General features: G+C 47.8%; 14 protein-coding genes and 1 pseudogene. 6 read left to right on the top strand and 9 right to left on the bottom strand.

The annotated features are described in order from the left end of the window. Positions 1–121 precede the first annotated feature (121 nt). Both rpsB and HMPREF2952_RS01395 read right to left on the bottom strand, forming a co-directional pair. On the bottom strand, positions 122–850 hold the full coding sequence (gene rpsB, locus HMPREF2952_RS01400) for a 30S ribosomal protein S2 (protein ID WP_002230071.1): 729 nt from the start codon (positions 848–850) through the stop codon (positions 122–124). A gap of 177 nt (positions 851–1,027) precedes the next feature. Then, a complete protein-coding gene (locus HMPREF2952_RS01395; RefSeq protein WP_070695203.1) occupies positions 1,028–1,270 on the bottom strand; it encodes a hypothetical protein in 243 nt (80 codons plus the stop codon). Between the two features lie 78 nt (positions 1,271–1,348). Here HMPREF2952_RS01395 and HMPREF2952_RS01390 point away from each other — a divergent pair, with 78 nt between their 5' ends. Next, complete coding sequence (locus tag HMPREF2952_RS01390) at positions 1,349–1,942, top strand: 5-formyltetrahydrofolate cyclo-ligase (protein ID WP_070695202.1); 594 nt, start codon at positions 1,349–1,351, stop codon at positions 1,940–1,942. A gap of 125 nt (positions 1,943–2,067) precedes the next feature. Here the strand turns inward: HMPREF2952_RS01390 and HMPREF2952_RS01385 are convergent, their stop codons facing one another. The 6 genes and pseudogenes from HMPREF2952_RS01385 to amgK form a co-directional block, all read right to left on the bottom strand. Further along, entirely contained in the window at positions 2,068–4,839 is a 2,772-nt protein-coding gene (locus tag HMPREF2952_RS01385; protein ID WP_070695201.1) for a DEAD/DEAH box helicase family protein, read from the bottom strand. Then, positions 4,829–6,370: a site-specific DNA-methyltransferase gene (locus HMPREF2952_RS01380; protein WP_070695200.1), complete on the bottom strand. Its 1,542-nt coding sequence runs from the start codon at positions 6,368–6,370 to the stop codon at positions 4,829–4,831. The genes HMPREF2952_RS01385 and HMPREF2952_RS01380 overlap by 11 nt, the downstream gene beginning before the upstream one ends. Positions 6,371–6,531: 161 nt before the next feature. Then, a complete protein-coding gene (locus tag HMPREF2952_RS11440) occupies positions 6,532–6,996 on the bottom strand; it encodes a site-specific DNA-methyltransferase (RefSeq protein ID WP_070695199.1) in 465 nt (154 codons plus the stop codon). A gap of 38 nt (positions 6,997–7,034) precedes the next feature. Further along, positions 7,035–8,066, bottom strand: a pseudogene (locus tag HMPREF2952_RS01370) (IS1595 family transposase). A 77-nt stretch (positions 8,067–8,143) separates the two neighbouring features. Then, a complete protein-coding gene (gene mnmG, locus HMPREF2952_RS01365) occupies positions 8,144–10,039 on the bottom strand; it encodes a tRNA uridine-5-carboxymethylaminomethyl(34) synthesis enzyme MnmG (protein WP_070461233.1) in 1,896 nt (631 codons plus the stop codon). A gap of 84 nt (positions 10,040–10,123) precedes the next feature. Next, positions 10,124–11,128, bottom strand: coding sequence for an N-acetylmuramate/N-acetylglucosamine kinase AmgK (gene amgK, locus HMPREF2952_RS01360; RefSeq protein WP_070695198.1), 1,005 nt, complete (start codon positions 11,126–11,128; stop codon positions 10,124–10,126). A 69-nt stretch (positions 11,129–11,197) separates the two neighbouring features. Here amgK and HMPREF2952_RS01355 point away from each other — a divergent pair, with 69 nt between their 5' ends. From HMPREF2952_RS01355 to HMPREF2952_RS01345, 3 genes are all read left to right on the top strand, one after another. Beyond that, complete coding sequence (locus tag HMPREF2952_RS01355) at positions 11,198–13,597, top strand: LPS-assembly protein LptD (RefSeq protein ID WP_349267280.1); 2,400 nt, start codon at positions 11,198–11,200, stop codon at positions 13,595–13,597. After that, positions 13,594–14,583 (top strand): peptidylprolyl isomerase, encoded by a 990-nt coding sequence (locus HMPREF2952_RS01350; RefSeq protein WP_036493692.1) that lies wholly within the window; start codon positions 13,594–13,596, stop codon positions 14,581–14,583. Before HMPREF2952_RS01355 ends, HMPREF2952_RS01350 begins: the two co-directional genes overlap by 4 nt. Positions 14,584–14,697: 114 nt before the next feature. Continuing rightward, the gene (locus HMPREF2952_RS01345) at positions 14,698–15,507 is read left to right on the top strand and encodes an alpha/beta hydrolase (protein WP_070695196.1); all 810 of its coding nucleotides are present in this window, start codon (positions 14,698–14,700) and stop codon (positions 15,505–15,507) included. A 157-nt stretch (positions 15,508–15,664) separates the two neighbouring features. Here the strand turns inward: HMPREF2952_RS01345 and rsmI are convergent, their stop codons facing one another. Further along, positions 15,665–16,543: a 16S rRNA (cytidine(1402)-2'-O)-methyltransferase gene (gene rsmI / locus HMPREF2952_RS01340; protein ID WP_070695195.1), complete on the bottom strand. Its 879-nt coding sequence runs from the start codon at positions 16,541–16,543 to the stop codon at positions 15,665–15,667. Positions 16,544–16,608: 65 nt separating this feature from the next. Between rsmI and HMPREF2952_RS01335 the strand changes: the two genes are divergently transcribed. Then, positions 16,609–16,956: a YraN family protein gene (locus HMPREF2952_RS01335; RefSeq protein WP_070695194.1), complete on the top strand. Its 348-nt coding sequence runs from the start codon at positions 16,609–16,611 to the stop codon at positions 16,954–16,956. A gap of 4 nt (positions 16,957–16,960) precedes the next feature. Beyond that, positions 16,961–17,554 carry a phosphoheptose isomerase gene (locus HMPREF2952_RS01330; RefSeq protein WP_003749391.1) on the top strand — a complete coding sequence of 198 codons (594 nt, stop codon included), beginning with the start codon at positions 16,961–16,963 and terminating at the stop codon, positions 17,552–17,554. Positions 17,555–17,608: the final 54 nt, after the last annotated feature.

Below are 17,608 nucleotides of genomic sequence, written 5' to 3'. Positions count from 1 at the left end.
TGAATCTCCTAGATTTTTGGGAACACGGCCATTGCCGTGTTTGGAAATAGTGGCCGTCTGAAACGGATTTCAGAACGGAATTTGAGAAAAGGGGCATAACGCCCCTCTTCTGTGTACCGAATTACTCGGCAGCAGCTTCTTGGGCAGCGGCTACAGTTTCTTGCAGCGCTTGGTTTTTGCCTTCCAAAACTGCGTCAGCGATGCCGCGGCAGTACAGGCGGATAGCTTTAGCGGAGTCATCGTTACCAGGGATAACGTATTTCACGCCGTCAGGGCTGTTGTTGGTATCGACTACAGCGATAACAGGGATGCCCAGTTTTTCAGCCTCAACCAGAGTACCTTTTTGGTAGCCGGTATCGATAACGAAAATCGCGTCAGGCAGGCCTTTCATGTTTTTGATACCGCCCAAAGAACGTTCCAGTTTTTCAACGTCGCGTTGCATTTCCAGAATTTCTTTTTTGTTGAAACCGCCTTCAGCAGCGTTTTCCAGGGCAGCAGTTTTTTCTTCCAGGCGTTTGATGGATTGCTTAACGGTTTTGTAGTTAGTCAGCATACCACCCAACCAGCGGTAATCAACGAAAGGCATACCGGCACGGGTAGCTTCTTCGCGGATGATGTCGCGGGCTTGGCGTTTGGTACCTACGAACAATACTGTACCTTTGTTGGCAACCAGACGACGTACGGCTTCTTGCGCCTCTTGGAACATCGGCAGGGTTTTTTCCAAGTTTACGATATGGATTTTGTTGCGCGCACCGAAAATGTATTGAGCCATTTTCGGGTTCCAGAAACGGGTTTGGTGACCGAAGTGAACACCGGCTTCAATCATCTGACGCATAGTAATTTGAGACATGTTATTTCCTTGAAAGGGTTAAAGAGCACACATTCAATCGCATAGAACTTGATAGGCCAGGCCTATTGTCAAGCACCCTTCGGCGAAAGTGGGCATAAGTTTTAAAAAATAAAAGAGTGTTTCCGAAATGGAAAACTTATGGATTATAGCGGATAAGAGGCCGTCTGAAAAGGGATTTTATACCTTTCCGTCCTGTTTTTCATCCGCCTGTACCGCCTTTTGGCGGGCCGCTTCAAACTCCGCCTGCTCCTGCCGTTTCATCAGGCGGTTACGGCGGCGGATGGTTACGACGAAGACCGTGAACACGGTGGGCAACACTGCCCAAAAAACCAAATAAATCAACGCGCGCGCAATACTCGGCTGCGCGGCGGAAAACATCACGGCAACAAAAAGATAGCCGATGACGATAATGTGCCACATCGTGTGCGTCCTGTTTGAATGTTAACAAAATCGTTATAATCGCAACATTCTACCGCAATCCCGAAAGGCCGTCTGAAAATGAGGAATCCCGAAAAATCGGCACTACGCAAACAGTTCCGCCGCGCACGCGCCCAAATGAGCGCCGACGAGCGAAACGCCGCCACCGAAACCATCAACCGCCTGCTCAAGCCCTACATCAAAAAAGGACGGAAAATCGGCGTGTATTGGCCGATGGGCAAGGAATTGCGATTGGACGGCTTTGTCCGTGCCGCACAAAAACGCGGCGCAAAACTCTACCTGCCCTATATTGAACCGAACACGCGGAGGATGTGGTTTACCCCCTACCCTGCCGACGGCGCCAAACAAGAACGCAAGCGTGGCCGCGCTAAATTGAGCGTCCCCCAATTTACCGGCAAAAAAATCCGCGTCCACCAACTCAGCCTGCTGCTGGTCCCCATCGTCGGTATCGACAAACGCGGCTACCGCCTCGGACAAGCCGGCGGCTATTACGACGCCACCCTCTCCGCCATGAAATACCACCTGCAAGCCCGAACACTGGGCGTAGGCTTCGGCTGCCAACTGACCGACACCCTGCCGACCGAACCCCACGACATCCCCCTAAACGGCTTTGTCTCCGAGCTTGGCATATTGAAATTCAGACGGCCTCGATAGGACAATTATCGGTTTATCAAAATGATAAAAGGCCGTGCTTTAATAATGTGTTGATTAAATATTTAACAGAACGCCCTTTTGTAAAGGGTGTTCTGTTAAACACGGGTTGCCTATAATGCACTACTCTATTTTTCAAGCGATAACGTCCCTAAAGGAAATGACTCTGTAAATTGTCTATTTTTCTTATTGTCAGTAAAAAACGGCAAACCGATCAAACGATAATGCGGTGTATCTTTTTGCAGAATCTTATCCTTCCCATATTCCGCTGTAATTGCTTCTAAAAAAGCCGCTTTCCACAAATCATTTTCCACTAAATGCTCACCTTTTGGTTCAATGAAAATTTGGTAATGCAAAAAGTCATTCACGCCATTGGAAGAAGATGTTTGTTTATCTTTTAGCAATAAAATAAAGTCTGGCATAAATCCTTCACCATCGGCAAAGTTATTCAATTTAAACACTTCTTCATTACGAATTAAACGAACGTCATATTTAGATTTCAAATCACCCAAACGCTCTGAAATAAATTGAATTAACTCTTCTTCCAAACTCGTTCCAGCAAAATTATCCATCACATACCAATCATTTTGCGTGGCAATAGTAGTTTTTACATCATCTTTTTTGACCCATTTCTGTTTTGGTATGCCAAAAATTTCCCATAATTTTTTAGGCGCAAATTCTTTTGTGCCAATAAATGGCGTATCACTTTCATTGAGGTGTTTTTCAACCATTTCCAAGATTTTCAGGCAGCCTGCAAGTTTATCATCTGGGCTAATCTGTTTATCTTGCTCTAATCCTAAAAATTCAATTTGCCAATCTTTCAACAAGTTATTTTGTAATTCATTGCGATTTTGAATGTTGAGTTTGCTTTGCAAGCGGTCAAAATGGAATAAAGATTGACCATTTTTTCCCTTGATATGCAATGCTTTATTGAAAATGTGCCGCTCCATTTCACTCATTTTTATGGTTTGAGTAAAATTATTTTGTGTACCAAGTTGCTTGGCTATTTCATCATTTGCATCAGCTTTGAATTGCGTTTCTTGCAACAGTTGATTGCCGTGAACTTGGAATGAAAGCGTTTGCGGATTGGCTTTCAGACTGTCTGCATTATTGGCTTTGGCATTGGGATTGAGGATTTTTTTATTCGCCCAAATTAACAAATCTCTAAAATCCTTATTATCAGCAAATTCAGATTTGAGTTTAAATGTTGCCAATACCTTATCATCGTCTTTTTCAGGTAAATAACCGTCTTTTCGCAACTCATTTTTCAGTTCTGTAATATAGCGAGATTGCTCATCGTGCGTGTAATAAAACAACTCTTCCAAAATACGCAATTCGTGTTGCATATCGTTGTCAAATTTGCGTTTATTCGGCTGTTTATCTTCAAACGCAAATGGAAAATAACGCACGCCACGACCAATCAACTGCTTTTCCGATACGGTAGCGGCAGCCGTTTTGCCCGATTTTTTATTTGCACCACCGCTGTTTTGCCCTTCATACAAACGCACAATATCAAACAAATTCAGAACGTCCCAACCCTCAGTTAATCTATCCACCGTAAAAATGGCACGGATTGGATTATCAGCCGCTTCCAAATTATTCAGCAATTTTTCCGTTTCGCTGTCGGTTTTTTCAGTTTTGTTTTTGTTGGTTTCGGAGTTGGTAATAATCACATTGTGTTTTTGATAATTTTGTTTTACCCAATTTGCTAAATGTGCAAACTCAAAGCCATTTTCCTGCATAAATTTTAAGGCTTGTTCGGTGCGGGTTTTGCCTTGTTCGTTGGCGTTATCGCTATCGTTTAAGCTTGTTGAAAATGTAGTTAAAAACGAAAAATCAACCGCTTGCACATTTTCTACCCAATTTAAAAATGCCAAATAATCCGCTTTTGATTCATCAATCGTCTTACTTCTAAACAACATCACAGGCTTGAAATTGGCAATGCCATATTGCAACGCAATTTGATGGCGATACCAAGCAAACAATAAAGCGTGCAACACTCGCTCTTTCTTACCCAGCGTACTGGATACCAAATTGATTTCTTTGGTATAACCTTTTTGCAAAAATTCTTTTAACGCAAATTTTGTGATGATTTTATCAGCGTATTTTTGTTGCACTTCAGCATTTTCAGGTAGCGTGGCGGTAAATTCCAACAGCACATTCTGGCTAGGGTTGCCATTTTTATTGAGTAACAATTCCAAAACCATATGCTCCCAGCCTTTGCGTTCAATTTCGGCATCGCTAGTGCGGTCGTTCATTTCCTTTTCTAACTCTAATTCACCTTGTTTTTTGCTTTTGGTTTGAGCGTTTAAATGGTGTGCTTCATCGCCCAGCATCACAAGATTCAATTCGTGCAAATCCGCCAATGTGGTTTGGTTTTCTCGCTCGGTGTGAATATCGTTATACAGCTTTTGAATGCTGGTAAATTTAATTTCAATGCCGTCTGAATATTGGCTAAATGTCTCCACTTTGCGAATAGGAATTACCGTATCACCTTGCAAAATTTTCTCGGTAAATAAAAATTTTGCGTGCGTCGGGTCGATAAAATTATTTTCCGTTTTATCTACGATATTGTTTTGATTGACGAAAAACAAAAAATGCCGATACCCTTTCTCAAAATAATACAGAATCAATGCCGCCATCATCATCGTTTTGCCTGCACCTGTTGCCATATTAAATAGTAAATGCGTTGGCTTATTTTTTAAATCAGGGAAATCGTCTAGCTCTGAAGTGCGGTCAAAAATCAAAAAGTTTTCAAGGGCGGATTTTTGCCATTCAAAAAAATCATATTTTAAGTTTTTGGACGTAAACTCAGGCATTTCAAGTAATTCAGGCTTGTATTTTTTAACCGCTTTACGTTCATTTTCAATCACTTCAAACAACGTTTGATTATTCGCCATCTTTTTTCTCCGCTTGATAGAACGCACGGCTTAACGCTTTATCGTCATCATTCAGGCAGCCTGCAAATTGTTCATCGTCCATTTCGGATAATGAAACATACATTTGATTTAAATCTAACATTTCAAGCACCATTTGTTTTTGTTCGTCTAATGGTAAAGATTGAAATTCAGACTCTTCAATAATTTGGCTAAATTCATTTACGCTGACGTTGTATTTTAGGAAATAGCGTTCGCATAATTCATCAAACAGCGTTTTGATGTTGTCTGAACTTTCACAAGCCAAAATCTGTTGTTTTGCGGTTTCGTTAAATGGAGCAAGTTCGGCATAAACAAACTCGCCACCACCTTGCCAATTCACGGTTTTGGAAATACCGCCTTGCTCGCCATCAATCACTTTTTTCATGCGTTCAACGGCAAGCGTTTCAATATAATCCATTTGTTCAATACCAATATATTGGCGGTTCATTTTATGGGCGACGGCGGCGGTTGTGCCACTGCCTAAATGGTAGTCTAGGACAATGTCGTTTTCGTTGGTTGTGATGGTAATAAAATCTTGGATAAGTTCTTCTGGTTTAGGATTTTTAAATGCCTTTTCACCAAAAAGATTTTTCATCTGTTCAGTTCCATTACCACTACTGTATTCAGGTTTATAAAAAATAGTTTTAGGTTTTTTTGTAGGTAAATCATCTAATTCAGGTCTTTGTTTTTTATACAAGGAAATTCCATTTTTAGATTGGCTAACAATAATATCCGTCTGCAGCCTTGCCTTATTCTTTATTGAATACCCCCAACGCCAACGTCCCCATTGTTTGTCAGCAATAGGTAAAATAAAATTGTATCCAAGATTTTCGTATTTCTCTTTTAGCTTTTGAATAAAATCATCATTGAATACTTCTAAATCTTTATTATAGATTTGAGAAAATTCTTCATCTGTAATTGTACTAACTGTGTTATTTTTTACCAAAAAAGGATAGAACATTTCAGGTCTATCTTCTCTTTTATCTTCGGTTCCTGTTGCTCGCATTGGAGCTCCTTTTTTATAAAATCCAATTTCATCTTCTTCCCATTTCTCTAAAAAATTATCTTCATCTATTGGAAATTCATAAAAAGTAGATTTATCTTTATTTTTAGCAAAGACTAGTGTGTATTCGTGAGTGCCCGCAAAAGCATATTCATCATTATTACCTTTTAAATTCATAATAGTGGGTAGATTTCCGATAAAATTTTCAAATCCAAAAATTTCATCTAACAAAATCTTTAAATAAGCATTTCCGTCATCATCAATGGAAATAACAATAATCCCATCATCAGTTAATAATTCTTTGGCAATTAATAAACGATTTTTCATAAATGTAAGCCAAGTAGATAATTTAAAGTTAGTGTTATAACCAAAACTATCTTGTGTTTTCTTTTTAACAAAATAATAAGGCGGGTCAATATAAATCAGCTTTACTTTGCCTTTAAACTGCTTGGCAAGCGAATGCAGGGCTATTAGATTATTGCCTTTGATAATGAGATTTTCGGCTGGCACACCTTTTAAAAAGCCGTCTGAATGGCGTTTGATTTCGCCAACGGGTTGTTTGCCGTCTGCGGTGTAGCGAGAGAATTTTGAAAATGCTTTTGCATCAAAAAGTCGGTCAATTTCATCAAAAGCAAGCGTTTGATTAAAAAAGATTTCTTGTCTTTTTCGGGTTAATTTAGTGTATAATTGGCTGGCTGGCTGGCTGGCTGGCTGGCTGGCTGGCTGTTATTGCGTTTAAAATAAATTTCTTCACCTTCTTCGGTGCTTTGTCCGCCATTCAATACACAATCTTTAAACGGAAAATCCAACACAATATCCGAACTGTCTTTCAAAAAGCGATTGCCGTCCGTCAATCCAATGCGGTTGGCGTATTTTGTGTAGGAATTATTGACGCTGTGTTTATCCAAGAAAAAACGAAAATCCTGCAATTTAAACACCAAAACACCTTTCACTTCCACAAAAAAATGGTGTTTTAACTCATCATTTCCCAATAACAACCCGATAATGGTCGGGTCGGTTTTTTCCGCCAAATCCAATAGAATGTTTTTGGCTAAAATGGTTTTTTCTTCGTTTGCCCATACTTTTTCGTGTGATAGTAGGGCTTGGGTTAATTCGGTTTGAATGTCTGTATTCATGGTTATAAATCCTAATAGGTGATTATCTTAATGTGCTATTACACAGAAATAGCCGGGCGTTTCGCTACATCTGCCGACTGTACATAGCAAATGGTTTTGCGAATGAAATCTAACAAAACTGCTTCTTTATTTGCCAAAGAGTCTTTAGCGAAATTCACAAAATTGTGGTACACCAAGTAATTATTTAAGTATTTGGTTGTGACACCTTTAAATCGATGAACAATCATATTTTTCAATCGACTGTAATAGCTGTTGATGGTTTGAATATTAAACGTGCCAACTGCACGTTTGCCACGCGGAATACGAATATGGCTTAAATTCATATCCAATGACAGCTTTTGATAAGGTCGCAGTGAATCGGTAACAAATACGGAATCCTTGGCAACTTTGCCATCCAGAACCTTTTGCAAATCTTTTAGAGATGGCTTGCCTAGATCGCTAATTCTGGCAATAGATAAACCATTAAGATTAACACCACAAGGAACGCAAACCTGCTCTTTGGAAATACCACGTTTAGTTGCTCTCGCTCCCCGTTTGTGAGCGGGACGTGGTAAATTAAAATTTTTGTGATTGCCCTTATAAGAAATAGTTGAATAAGTTTCATCGGCTTGGGCAACGCCATCTAACTCAACCTCATTCATCATATTTTGTAAGGCATCTAGGATTTTATGTCGCTACGCAAAAGCAGTCGCCAGATTGATATTGCAGATTTTGGCACACTTGCGTAACGGGTATTTTTCAATCATGCAATGAATGTATTTTCCCCAGACTTCAATGTCTTTTTGGGAGTTATAAAGAATTGTGCCTGTTTGTTCAACGAATGATTTTTTACAATCGCGACAAAGGTAGCGCTGGTTGTTGCATTTTGTGCCATTTTTAACAAAGTGCGTAGATTGGCAATGCGGACAATTCGTAATTTGTTTAGGTTGAATTACTTTTGTAACCTGTTCTTTTTGACTGACAGAAGTCAAAAAAACTTGTTTGTCTGTGTCGGATAAATTCTCAAAAAGTTGTTTTAAAATGTCCAACTTTTTGTTATGCCTGACATGGTAAAATCCCTTACAATTCAATTAACTGTAAGGGATTTTATCGGGATTTTACGAAAATATCAACACATTATTAGAACACAGCCTATTCAAATTAAACCTTACTTAGCATCTTTAAATCCGCGTTTCAAATGCACCATCAGCAATGCAACGGCGGCAGGCGTTACGCCGGAGATGCGGCTGGCTTGGCCGACGGTTTCGGGTTTGTGCTGGTTGAGCTTTTGCTGCACTTCTGCCGACAAACCTTTGACTTTGCTGTAATCGATATCCTCGGGCAGCTTTAAGGTTTCGATGTCGCGGCGGCTGTCGATTTCTTCGTTTTGGCGGTCGATATAGCCTTGGTATTTGACTTGGATTTCGACTTGTTCGACCACGCTGTCGGCAAGTGCGGTTTCAGGTTGTGCGTCGGGCAGGGTCATCAGCGCGGCGTAGTCGAGGTTCGGGCGGCGCAGGAGGTCGTGCAGGTTGGCTTCGCGGCTGAGTTTTTGGCCGAATACGCGCAGCTGCTCTTCTTCGGCGAGTTTTTGCGGCGTGTACCACGTTGTTTTCAAACGTTGGATTTCGCGTTCGATGGCTTCGCGTTTTTCGTTGAACATGCGCCATTGTTCTTCACCCACCAAGCCGATTTTGTAGCCGTCTTCGGTCAGGCGCATGTCGGCGTTGTCTTCCCTGAGTTGCAGGCGGTATTCGGCGCGGCTGGTGAACATTCGGTAAGGCTCGTTCACACCTTTGGTGATGAGGTCGTCCACCAATACGCCGAGATAGGCTTGTTCGCGGCGCAGCAGGAGCGGGTCTTGTTCGCGGATGTATTGCACGGCATTTGCGCCAGCGAGCAAGCCTTGCGCGGCGGCTTCTTCGTAGCCGGTGGTGCCGTTGATTTGTCCGGCGAAGAAGAGGCCTTGGATGGTTTTGGTTTCGAGGCTGGCTTTGAGGTTGCGCGGATCGAAGTAGTCGTATTCGATGGCGTAGCCGGGGCGCAGGATATGGGCGTTTTCGAGACCTTTCATGCTGCGCACGAGGGCGATTTGAATGTCGAACGGCAGGCTGGTGGAGATACCGTTTGGATAGTATTCGTGCGTGGTCAGACCTTCGGGTTCGAGGAAAATCTGGTGGCTGTCTTTGTCGGCGAAGCGGTTGATTTTGTCTTCGATAGACGGACAATAACGCGGACCCACGCCTTCAATTTTGCCGGTAAACATTGGGCTGCGGTCGAAGCCTGAGCGGATGATGTCGTGGGTTTGCGTGTTGGTATGCGTAATCCAGCAGGACACTTGGCGCGGGTGCATATCGGCGCTGCCGCGTACAGACATTACAGGAACGGGTGTGTCGCCGGGCTGTTCGGTCAGTTGGGAGAAGTCAATCGTGCGTCCGTCAATACGCGGCGGCGTGCCGGTTTTCAGACGGCCTTGCGGCAGGTTCAATTCGCGCAAACGGCCGCCCAAGGATTTGGCGGCTGGGTCACCGGCGCGGCCGCCTTCGTAGTTTTCCAAACCGATATGGATTTTGCCGGACAAAAACGTGCCGGCGGTCAACACGACGGCGCGTGCTTTAAACTCCACGCCCATCGCGGTAACCACGCCGCTGATGCGTTCGCCGTCGAGCGTTACGTCTTCGACGGCTTGTTGGAAAAGGTCGAGGTTTTCTTGGTTTTCCAACATTTCGCGGATGGCGGCTTTATATAGGATACGGTCGGCCTGCGCACGCGTGGCTCGCACTGCTGCGCCTTTGCTGGCGTTCAAGCGGCGGAACTGGATACCGGATTTGTCGGTAGCCAACGCCATTGCGCCGCCCAATGCGTCGAGTTCGCGCACGAGGTGGCCTTTGCCGATACCGCCGATGGAGGGATTGCACGACATTTGGCCGAGGGTTTCGATGTTGTGTGAGAGCAGCAGGGTTTGCGCACCCATGCGTGCGGCGGCAAGTGCGGCTTCGGTACCGGCATGGCCGCCACCGACGACAATCACGTCGTAGGTTTTGGGGTAAATCATGTAAGTCATTTTTATGTGTTCTGTAAAGGTTTCAGACGGCCTTTTGTTGATCAGGCCGTCTGAAAAGTGGAATCAAATCTTAAAAAACCAAGCTTAGAAGGTATAGCCTGTTTCCAATTCGTCATCACCGACCAATTCGACCAGCAATGCATACAGCGGCGCCAAATCATTGTAACGGCGCGATACGCGGCGCAGGTAGTTTAAGAAGCGCGGAATTTCAGGGCGGTATTTGTCTTTGCCGTCGCGGTAGTACAGGCGGGCAAAAATACCGGCCACTTTCAAATGGCGTTGTACGCCCATCCATTCAAACCAGCGGTAGAACTCGTCAAACTCAGCAGGCACAGGCAGCTGGGCAACGCGTGCTTTTTCCCAGTAACGGATGACCAAGTCCAATACAAATTCTTCTTCCCATTCGATAAACGCATCGCGCAACAGCGACACCAAATCATAAGAAATTGGGCCGTAAAGCGCGTCTTGGAAGTCCAACACGCCCGGGCGGCCTTTTGCCAACATTAAGTTGCGGACGATAAAGTCGCGGTGGACATACACTTTGGGCTGCGCCAACAGGGGTGGCAACAGCGTATCGACGGTTTGCTGCCACAACTGGCGTTGCTTGAAGGTCAGCTCGCGACCCAATTCTTTGACCACAAACCATTCGGGGAACAAGTTAATCTCGCGCAGCATGACTTCGCGGTCGTATTCCGGCAGTTTGCCGGGCTGACTGGCCTTTTGCAGTTCGATCAGTTCGTCGATGGCTTCGAGCAGCAGGGCTTTGTGGGCGGTTTCGCTGTTTTCCTGATTCATGGCGGTCAGGAACGTGGTATTGCCCAAATCGTTCAACACCATAAAGCCCAACGCTTCATCCACATGAAGCACTTGCGGCACATTGACCATGTTAAACAGTTTTTGCACTTTCAAATAAGGTGCAACACTCATCTTCTCAGGAGGCGCGTCCATACAGATGACAGTCTGGCCGTCTGAAAACGTCGCACGGAAATAACGGCGGAAGTCGGCATCGGCTGCCGCAAAGCTCAATTCGAACGGCTGGTTCGGGTAAACAGACTCCAGCCAGTTTTGTAATTCGGTTTGTCGTTGCATAGCGGTATCGCAGAATTTCAGGTTACAATAATCGCTATTCTAACTGGCAAACCGATTTAAGGGGCGATTTTGGCTCGTTTATTTTCACTCAAACCCTTGGTACTCGCCTTAATTATGGGCTTTGGCGCAACAGCCGTGCGCGCGGAAGATGCTTCTGTTCCGCAGGCGGAAGACTATACCCCTGCCCACACCGCTGCGTCCAAACCGGCAAAAACCAGCCAAAGCGAAGCCGATCCGCTTTCCTTGGGCAGCACTTGCCTGTTTTGCGACCACGAAGATGCCAAGCCGGCCGAAACCGCCGAAATCAAACGCAGCGGCGAGCCTGCCCTGCCTGCCGATTACACCCGCGTCAACGCCGATAAAATAGAAGGTCAAACCCAAGTCGGCGTCCGTGCCGAAGGCGATGTCATTGTCGAGCGCAATGCCGATGTTCTCAATGCCGATTGGGCGCAATACGACCAAGCCACCGATACCGTTACCGCCGGCGACCGCTTTACCCTGTATCAAAACGGTTCGACCGTATCCGGCGACCAATTGGTTTACAACCTCAAAGACCAAACCGGTTCCGGCACCGCCGTGCGCCTCAATACTGAACAAGGCGGCCGCCGCCTTCAAAGTGTCAGCGAAAAAGCCGAACTCAAAGGCAAAGGCCTCTACAAACTCATCAATACCAAATTCAACACCTGTTCGCCCGGCGATGCCAGCTGGTATATCCAAGCGCAAAGCATTGAAGCCGATGAATCGACAGGCATCGGCGTAGCCAAACACGCTTCGCTGGTATTCGGCGGCGTACCCGTCCTCTACACGCCTTGGGTGGACTTCCCCATCAACGGCAACCGCAAAAGCGGGCTGCTCGTTCCGACCATTGCCACCGGTTCAGACGGCCTTGAGCTGAGCCTGCCCTACTACTTCAACCTTGCGCCGAATTTGGATGCCACCATCCGCCCGGGCATTATCAGTAAACGTGGCGTGCAATTGGGAGGCCAAGTCCGTTACCTGCAACCGAATTACAGTGGCGAAGTCGATGGCGACTGGATGCCGAACGACCAAAAAAGCGTCCACAACAACCGCTACCAGTTCAAATGGAAACACCAGCAGCAGCTGAACAGCAAAATCAGCGGCGGCATCAACTACAACCAAGTTTCCGACGACGATTACTACCGCGACTTCTACGGCCGTGAAGATATCGCGCGCAACGTCAACCTCGACCGTCAAGCATGGCTCAATTACAGCGACAAACTGTTGGGCGGCAGCTTCGACGGTTCGTTGCGCGTACAAAAATATCAAACGCTTGCCAACCAAGACGGCTATAAAGACGAGCCTTATGCCATCATGCCCCGTCTGACCGGCCGTTGGCAAAGCCATCTCGGCAAAGCGCAACTCAACGTATTCGGCCAATTCACCCGTTTTGACCACGATACCAAGCAAGACGGCAGCCGCGTGGTGCTCTACCCGAGCGTCAAATGGGACTTCCACAACCAATGGGGCTACATCCGGCCTAAAGTCGGCGTACACGCCACTTATTACAGCCTCAACAGCTTCAACGGCCAAAGCAGCCGCAATGTCAGCCGCGTCCTGCCGATTATCAACGTCGACAGCGGCCTGACTTTCGAGCGCAGGGCCCGGCTCTTCGGCGGGGAATACCTGCAAACGCTTGAACCGCGCCTGTTTTACAACTACATTCCGACCAAGTCCCAAAACGACCTGCCTAATTTCGACAGCTCTGAAAACAGCTTTACCTATTCGCAGCTGTTCCGCGAAAACCTGTATTCGGGCAACGACCGCATCAATTCGGCCAACAGCCTGACGCTGGCCACACAAAGCCGTATCCTCAACCCCAACACCGGTGCGGAACTCTTCCGTGCAGGTATCGGCCAGAAGTTTTACTTCAAAAACGACAACGTCCTGCCTGACGGCAGCGTCAGCCGTTATCCGCGCAGCCAGTCCGACTGGGTAGCCTTTGCACACGGCAACATTACCCCGAGCATCCGCATCGACTTGGACATCCACTACAACCAAAACCAAAGCCGTGCCGAAAGCTACGCCGCAGGGGTCGCCTACAACCCCGAACCCGGCAAAGTCTTAAGCGCGCGCTACAAATACGGACGCAACGAGCGCATCTATCTGCAAGCCAACGGCAACTATTTCTACGACAAACTCAGCCAAGTCGACCTTGCTGCCCAATGGCCGTTGAGCAAAAACTTGTACGCCGTCGCCCGTTATAACTACGAAATCGAAGCCAAAAAACCGCTGGAAATGCTCATCGGTGCAGAATACAAAAGCAACTGCGGCTGCTGGAGCGCGAGCTTGGTCGGCCAACGCTATGTTACCGGCGAAAACAGCCACAAAAACGCCGTATTCTTCAACCTCCAACTCAAAGACTTGAGCAATATCAGCAACAACCCATTCGAAAAACTCCGCTTAGCCATCCCCGGTTACAGCAAAACCAACGAGGTAGTCAAACAATGAACTTCAAACCCCTGATTCTCGTCGCCGCACTCACTCTCGCAGTAGGCGCACACGCCGCCCCTAAAGCCAAAGCAGGCAAAGCGCGCGCAGCCAAAGCCCCTGCCGTCAGCGCCACCGCCATGCCCGCCGTACAAAGCGGCGTACATCTTTCAGACGGCATTGCCGCGGTTGTCGACAACGAAGTCATTACCCACCGCCAAGTAGAACAAGCCGTAGCACAAGCACGTCAAACCATGCCGAAAGGCACACAAATGGACGCCAACGAGCTGCGCCAACAGGTTCTGGCACAAATGATCAACCAATCCCTAATCCTCCAAGCCGGCAAACGCCGCAACATCCAAGCGACCGATAGCGAAATCGAAGCCGTCATCGCGCACAACCCCAACATCAAAAATCCGTCTGCCGCCGTCCGTCAAGACATCGCCGACAGCATTATTGTTGAAAAAGTGCGCCAACAGGCCATCATGCAAAACAGCCGCGTCAGCGACTCCGAAGTGGCACGCTACATCGAGCAGGCCAAACAACAAGGCATCACCCTGCCCGAAGCCGACCCCGTGCGCCAATATCATGCCCAACACATCCTCATTAAAGCCGACAACGACAATGCCGCCGTCGGCGCAGAAAGCACCATCCGCAAAATCTACTCACAAGCCCGCAGCGGCGCAGATTTCGGCGGTTTGGCACGCCAATACTCGCAAGACAGCAGCGCCGGCAACGGCGGCGACTTGGGCTGGTTTGCCGACGGCATGATGGTTGCCCCATTTGAAGAAGCCGTCCACAAACTCAAACCCGGCCAAATCAGCGCCCCTGTCCGCACCCAATTCGGTTGGCACATCATCAAGCTGAACGACGTCCGCGAAGCAGGTACGCCTGAAGAGCGCCAACAAAACGCCGTCCGCCAATACCTGTCCCAACAAAAAGCGCAACAGGCGACCACCAACCTCCTGCGCGAACTGCACAGCAGCTCCTACGTTGACGTACGCTAATCACGCGTATTGTTAAAAAGGCAGAAATCCGTACAATAAGGCCGTCTGAAATCCATTGTTCAGACGGCCTTTTCTCCTTTTACTTAAACAACCCATTGATTAAAGCACCCCATCATGCCCATCCGTCCCAACTGGCAAGCCGCAACCCTGCTGCAAGCCGAAGAAACCAACCTTACTTCCGCCCACACCGGCCGTACCTACCGCATTCAAGCCGCGGCACTCGGCGAACGTCCGGCAGGCGGCTATCCCGTACTGTATATTCTTGACGGAGATGCCTTTTTCCCCGCCATCCTCAATATGGCGCAATCCCTGCTCATCAACCCCATCACCAAAAGCCATGCCGCCTGTCTGATTGTCGGTATCGGCTATACCGGCGGCACCATCCGCGACTTAAGCCAACGCGCCCTTGACTACACGCCTCCGCTGCCAGATAACGCGCCCGAATCCGAACGCAAACAATACGGCCAAGCCGACCGCTTCAGCCGCTTTATCGATGACGAACTCTCCGTCCTGCTCGACAGCAAATACCGCATCGATACCCAAAACCAAGCCGTCTTCGGCCATTCGTTCGGCGCCTTGTACGGCCTCTATTCCCTATTTACCCGCTCCGAACGCTTCCGCCATTATTTGCTGGTGTCACCGTCTATCTGGTGGCAAGACCGCCGCGTACTCGATTGGCTGCCTAACACTTTGCCGCAAAGAATCGGCATCCGCCTTGGCGCAGGCGAACATGAAGGCAGAAACAACCGCCCCGACCAAACCAGCAGCGGCATGGTTGCACAAGCCAAAATTCTTGCCGGCACTTTGCACCACCTCGGCGCGGATGTCCGCTTTACCCTCTACCCCAATGCCAATCACGGTAATGCCCCGTTTTATGCTCTGACTGACTGTATCGAATATTTGCGCAGCGCATGGCAGCGTTAAAGCAGGTTTGCCAAACATTGAGGCCGTCTGAAACGCAAACTTAGAAGCGTATTGAACCTATTGGATCAATTTAAAACCCTCCAAAATCCAATTATAAAAAGGCCGTCTGAAATCTATTGTTCAGACGGCTTTTGATATACGGTTTGCCAATCAGCCATTATCCCTGCTTTTTCCATTCCAAAGCCAAATCATACAGCGCCTTTTTATTCTCGCCGGTAATCTTGGCGGCAAGCTCTGCGGCTTGTTTGGTCGGCAACTCGGCCGCAAGGATTTTCATGGTATTTTGTGCCGCCTCGGGCAAATCACTGTGCTTTTCTTTCACAGCAGGGTGCAACACCAGCACCATCTCGCCACGCGTTTGGTTGCTGTCGTTTTTAAGGGCGGCTTGAATTTCGGCAACCGTGCCGCTGAGGAAGGTTTCAAATGTTTTGGTGATTTCACGCGCCAAAGTCAAACGGCGATCGGGGAACTGTGCAGCCATATCCGCAAGGCTTGCTTCGATACGGTGCGGCGTTTCAAACATCACAATCGGAAAATCGGCTTCCGCCCATTTGGCCAGCAGCTTTTGGCGTTCGCCGGCCTTAGGCGGCAGGAAACCGTTGAAGTAAAAATCGGATTCCGTCACACCGGCCACGCTCAACGCCCCCATGACCGCGCTTGCGCCGACCACAGGCACCACTTTAAATCCGGCTTCGCGCACACGGGCGGCAAGTTTCGCACCGGGATCGCAAACCGCAGGTGTACCCGCATCCGAAACTTGGGCAACGCTCAGGCCGTCTGAAAGATAGGCGATGATTTTGTCGGCCATTTGTTGCTCGTTGTGTTCGCGAACGCTCACGAGTTTGCCCTGAATACCGTACGCACTCAAAAGCTGGGCGGTAACACGGGTATCCTCGGCGCAGATAATGTCGGCCTTTTGCAGCACGGCCAGTGCGCGCAACGTTATGTCGGCTAAATTGCCGATGGGTGTGGCAACAACGTATAATATCTGTTTTTCGATGCTGTCGACGGCTTTTTGCAGGTGTTTTGTGTACATAGATTCAAGGCCGTCTGAAACGGCGTCTCTTTAAAAACAATGATTATATAACGGGTAAACTTTTCATGCGCTTAAACCACAAACAGGGGGCGGCGGCCGAAGATGCGGCACTGGCGTTCCTACAGGCCAAAGGCTGCTCGCTGCTGGCACGGAACTGGCATTGTGCCTACGGCGAAATCGATTTAATCGTCAAAAACGGCGGTACGATTGTGTTTGTTGAAGTAAAATACCGCAAAAACCGAGGTTTCGGTGGTGCCGCATACAGCATCTCGCCGTCCAAATTATTGAAATTGCAACGAAGTGTAGAGTATTATCTGCAAAAGCACGGGTTAAACCATGCGCCCTGCCGCCTAGACGCGGTACTGATTGAAGGCGACGGTCAACCCGAATGGATTCAAAATATTACAGGTTAACCTCATGACAACATTACAAGAACGCGTTTCCGCGCATTTTGCCGAGAGCATCCGCGCCAAGCAGGAAGCCGAAAAAGTACTGGTCGAGCCGACCGCACAGGCTGCCGAGCTGATGCTGCAATGCCTGATGAACGACGGTAAAATCCTGGCCTGCGGCAACGGTGGTTCGGCTGCCGACGCTCAACACTTCGCCGCAGAAATGACCGGCCGTTTTGAAAAAGAACGCATGGAATTGGCCGCTGTCGCGCTGACGACAGACACCTCCGCCCTGACCGCCATCGGCAACGACTACGGTTTCGACCATGTATTCAGCAAACAAGTGCGCGCACTCGGACGTGCAGGCGACGTATTGGTCGGCATCTCCACCTCCGGCAATTCCGCCAACGTCATCGAAGCCATCAAAGCCGCACACGAGCGCGACATGCACGTCATCGCCATGACCGGCCGCGACGGCGGAAAAATCGCTGCCATGCTCAAAGATACCGACGTTTTGCTCAACGTCCCTTATCCGCGCACTGCCCGCATTCAAGAAAACCATATTTTGCTGATTCACGCCATGTGCGACTGCATCGACTCCGTCCTGCTTGAAGGCATGTAACCCTTTCTTTTCAGACGGCCCATCCCTTAGAGGCCGTCTGAACGCCCACCCGTC

Source organism: Neisseria sp. HMSC068C12, from assembly GCF_001814095.1.
Lineage (GTDB): Bacteria > Pseudomonadota > Gammaproteobacteria > Burkholderiales > Neisseriaceae > Neisseria > Neisseria perflava.
The sequence above is the reverse complement of the archived record's forward strand: the minus strand, read 5'-3'. Positions and strand labels throughout refer to the sequence as shown.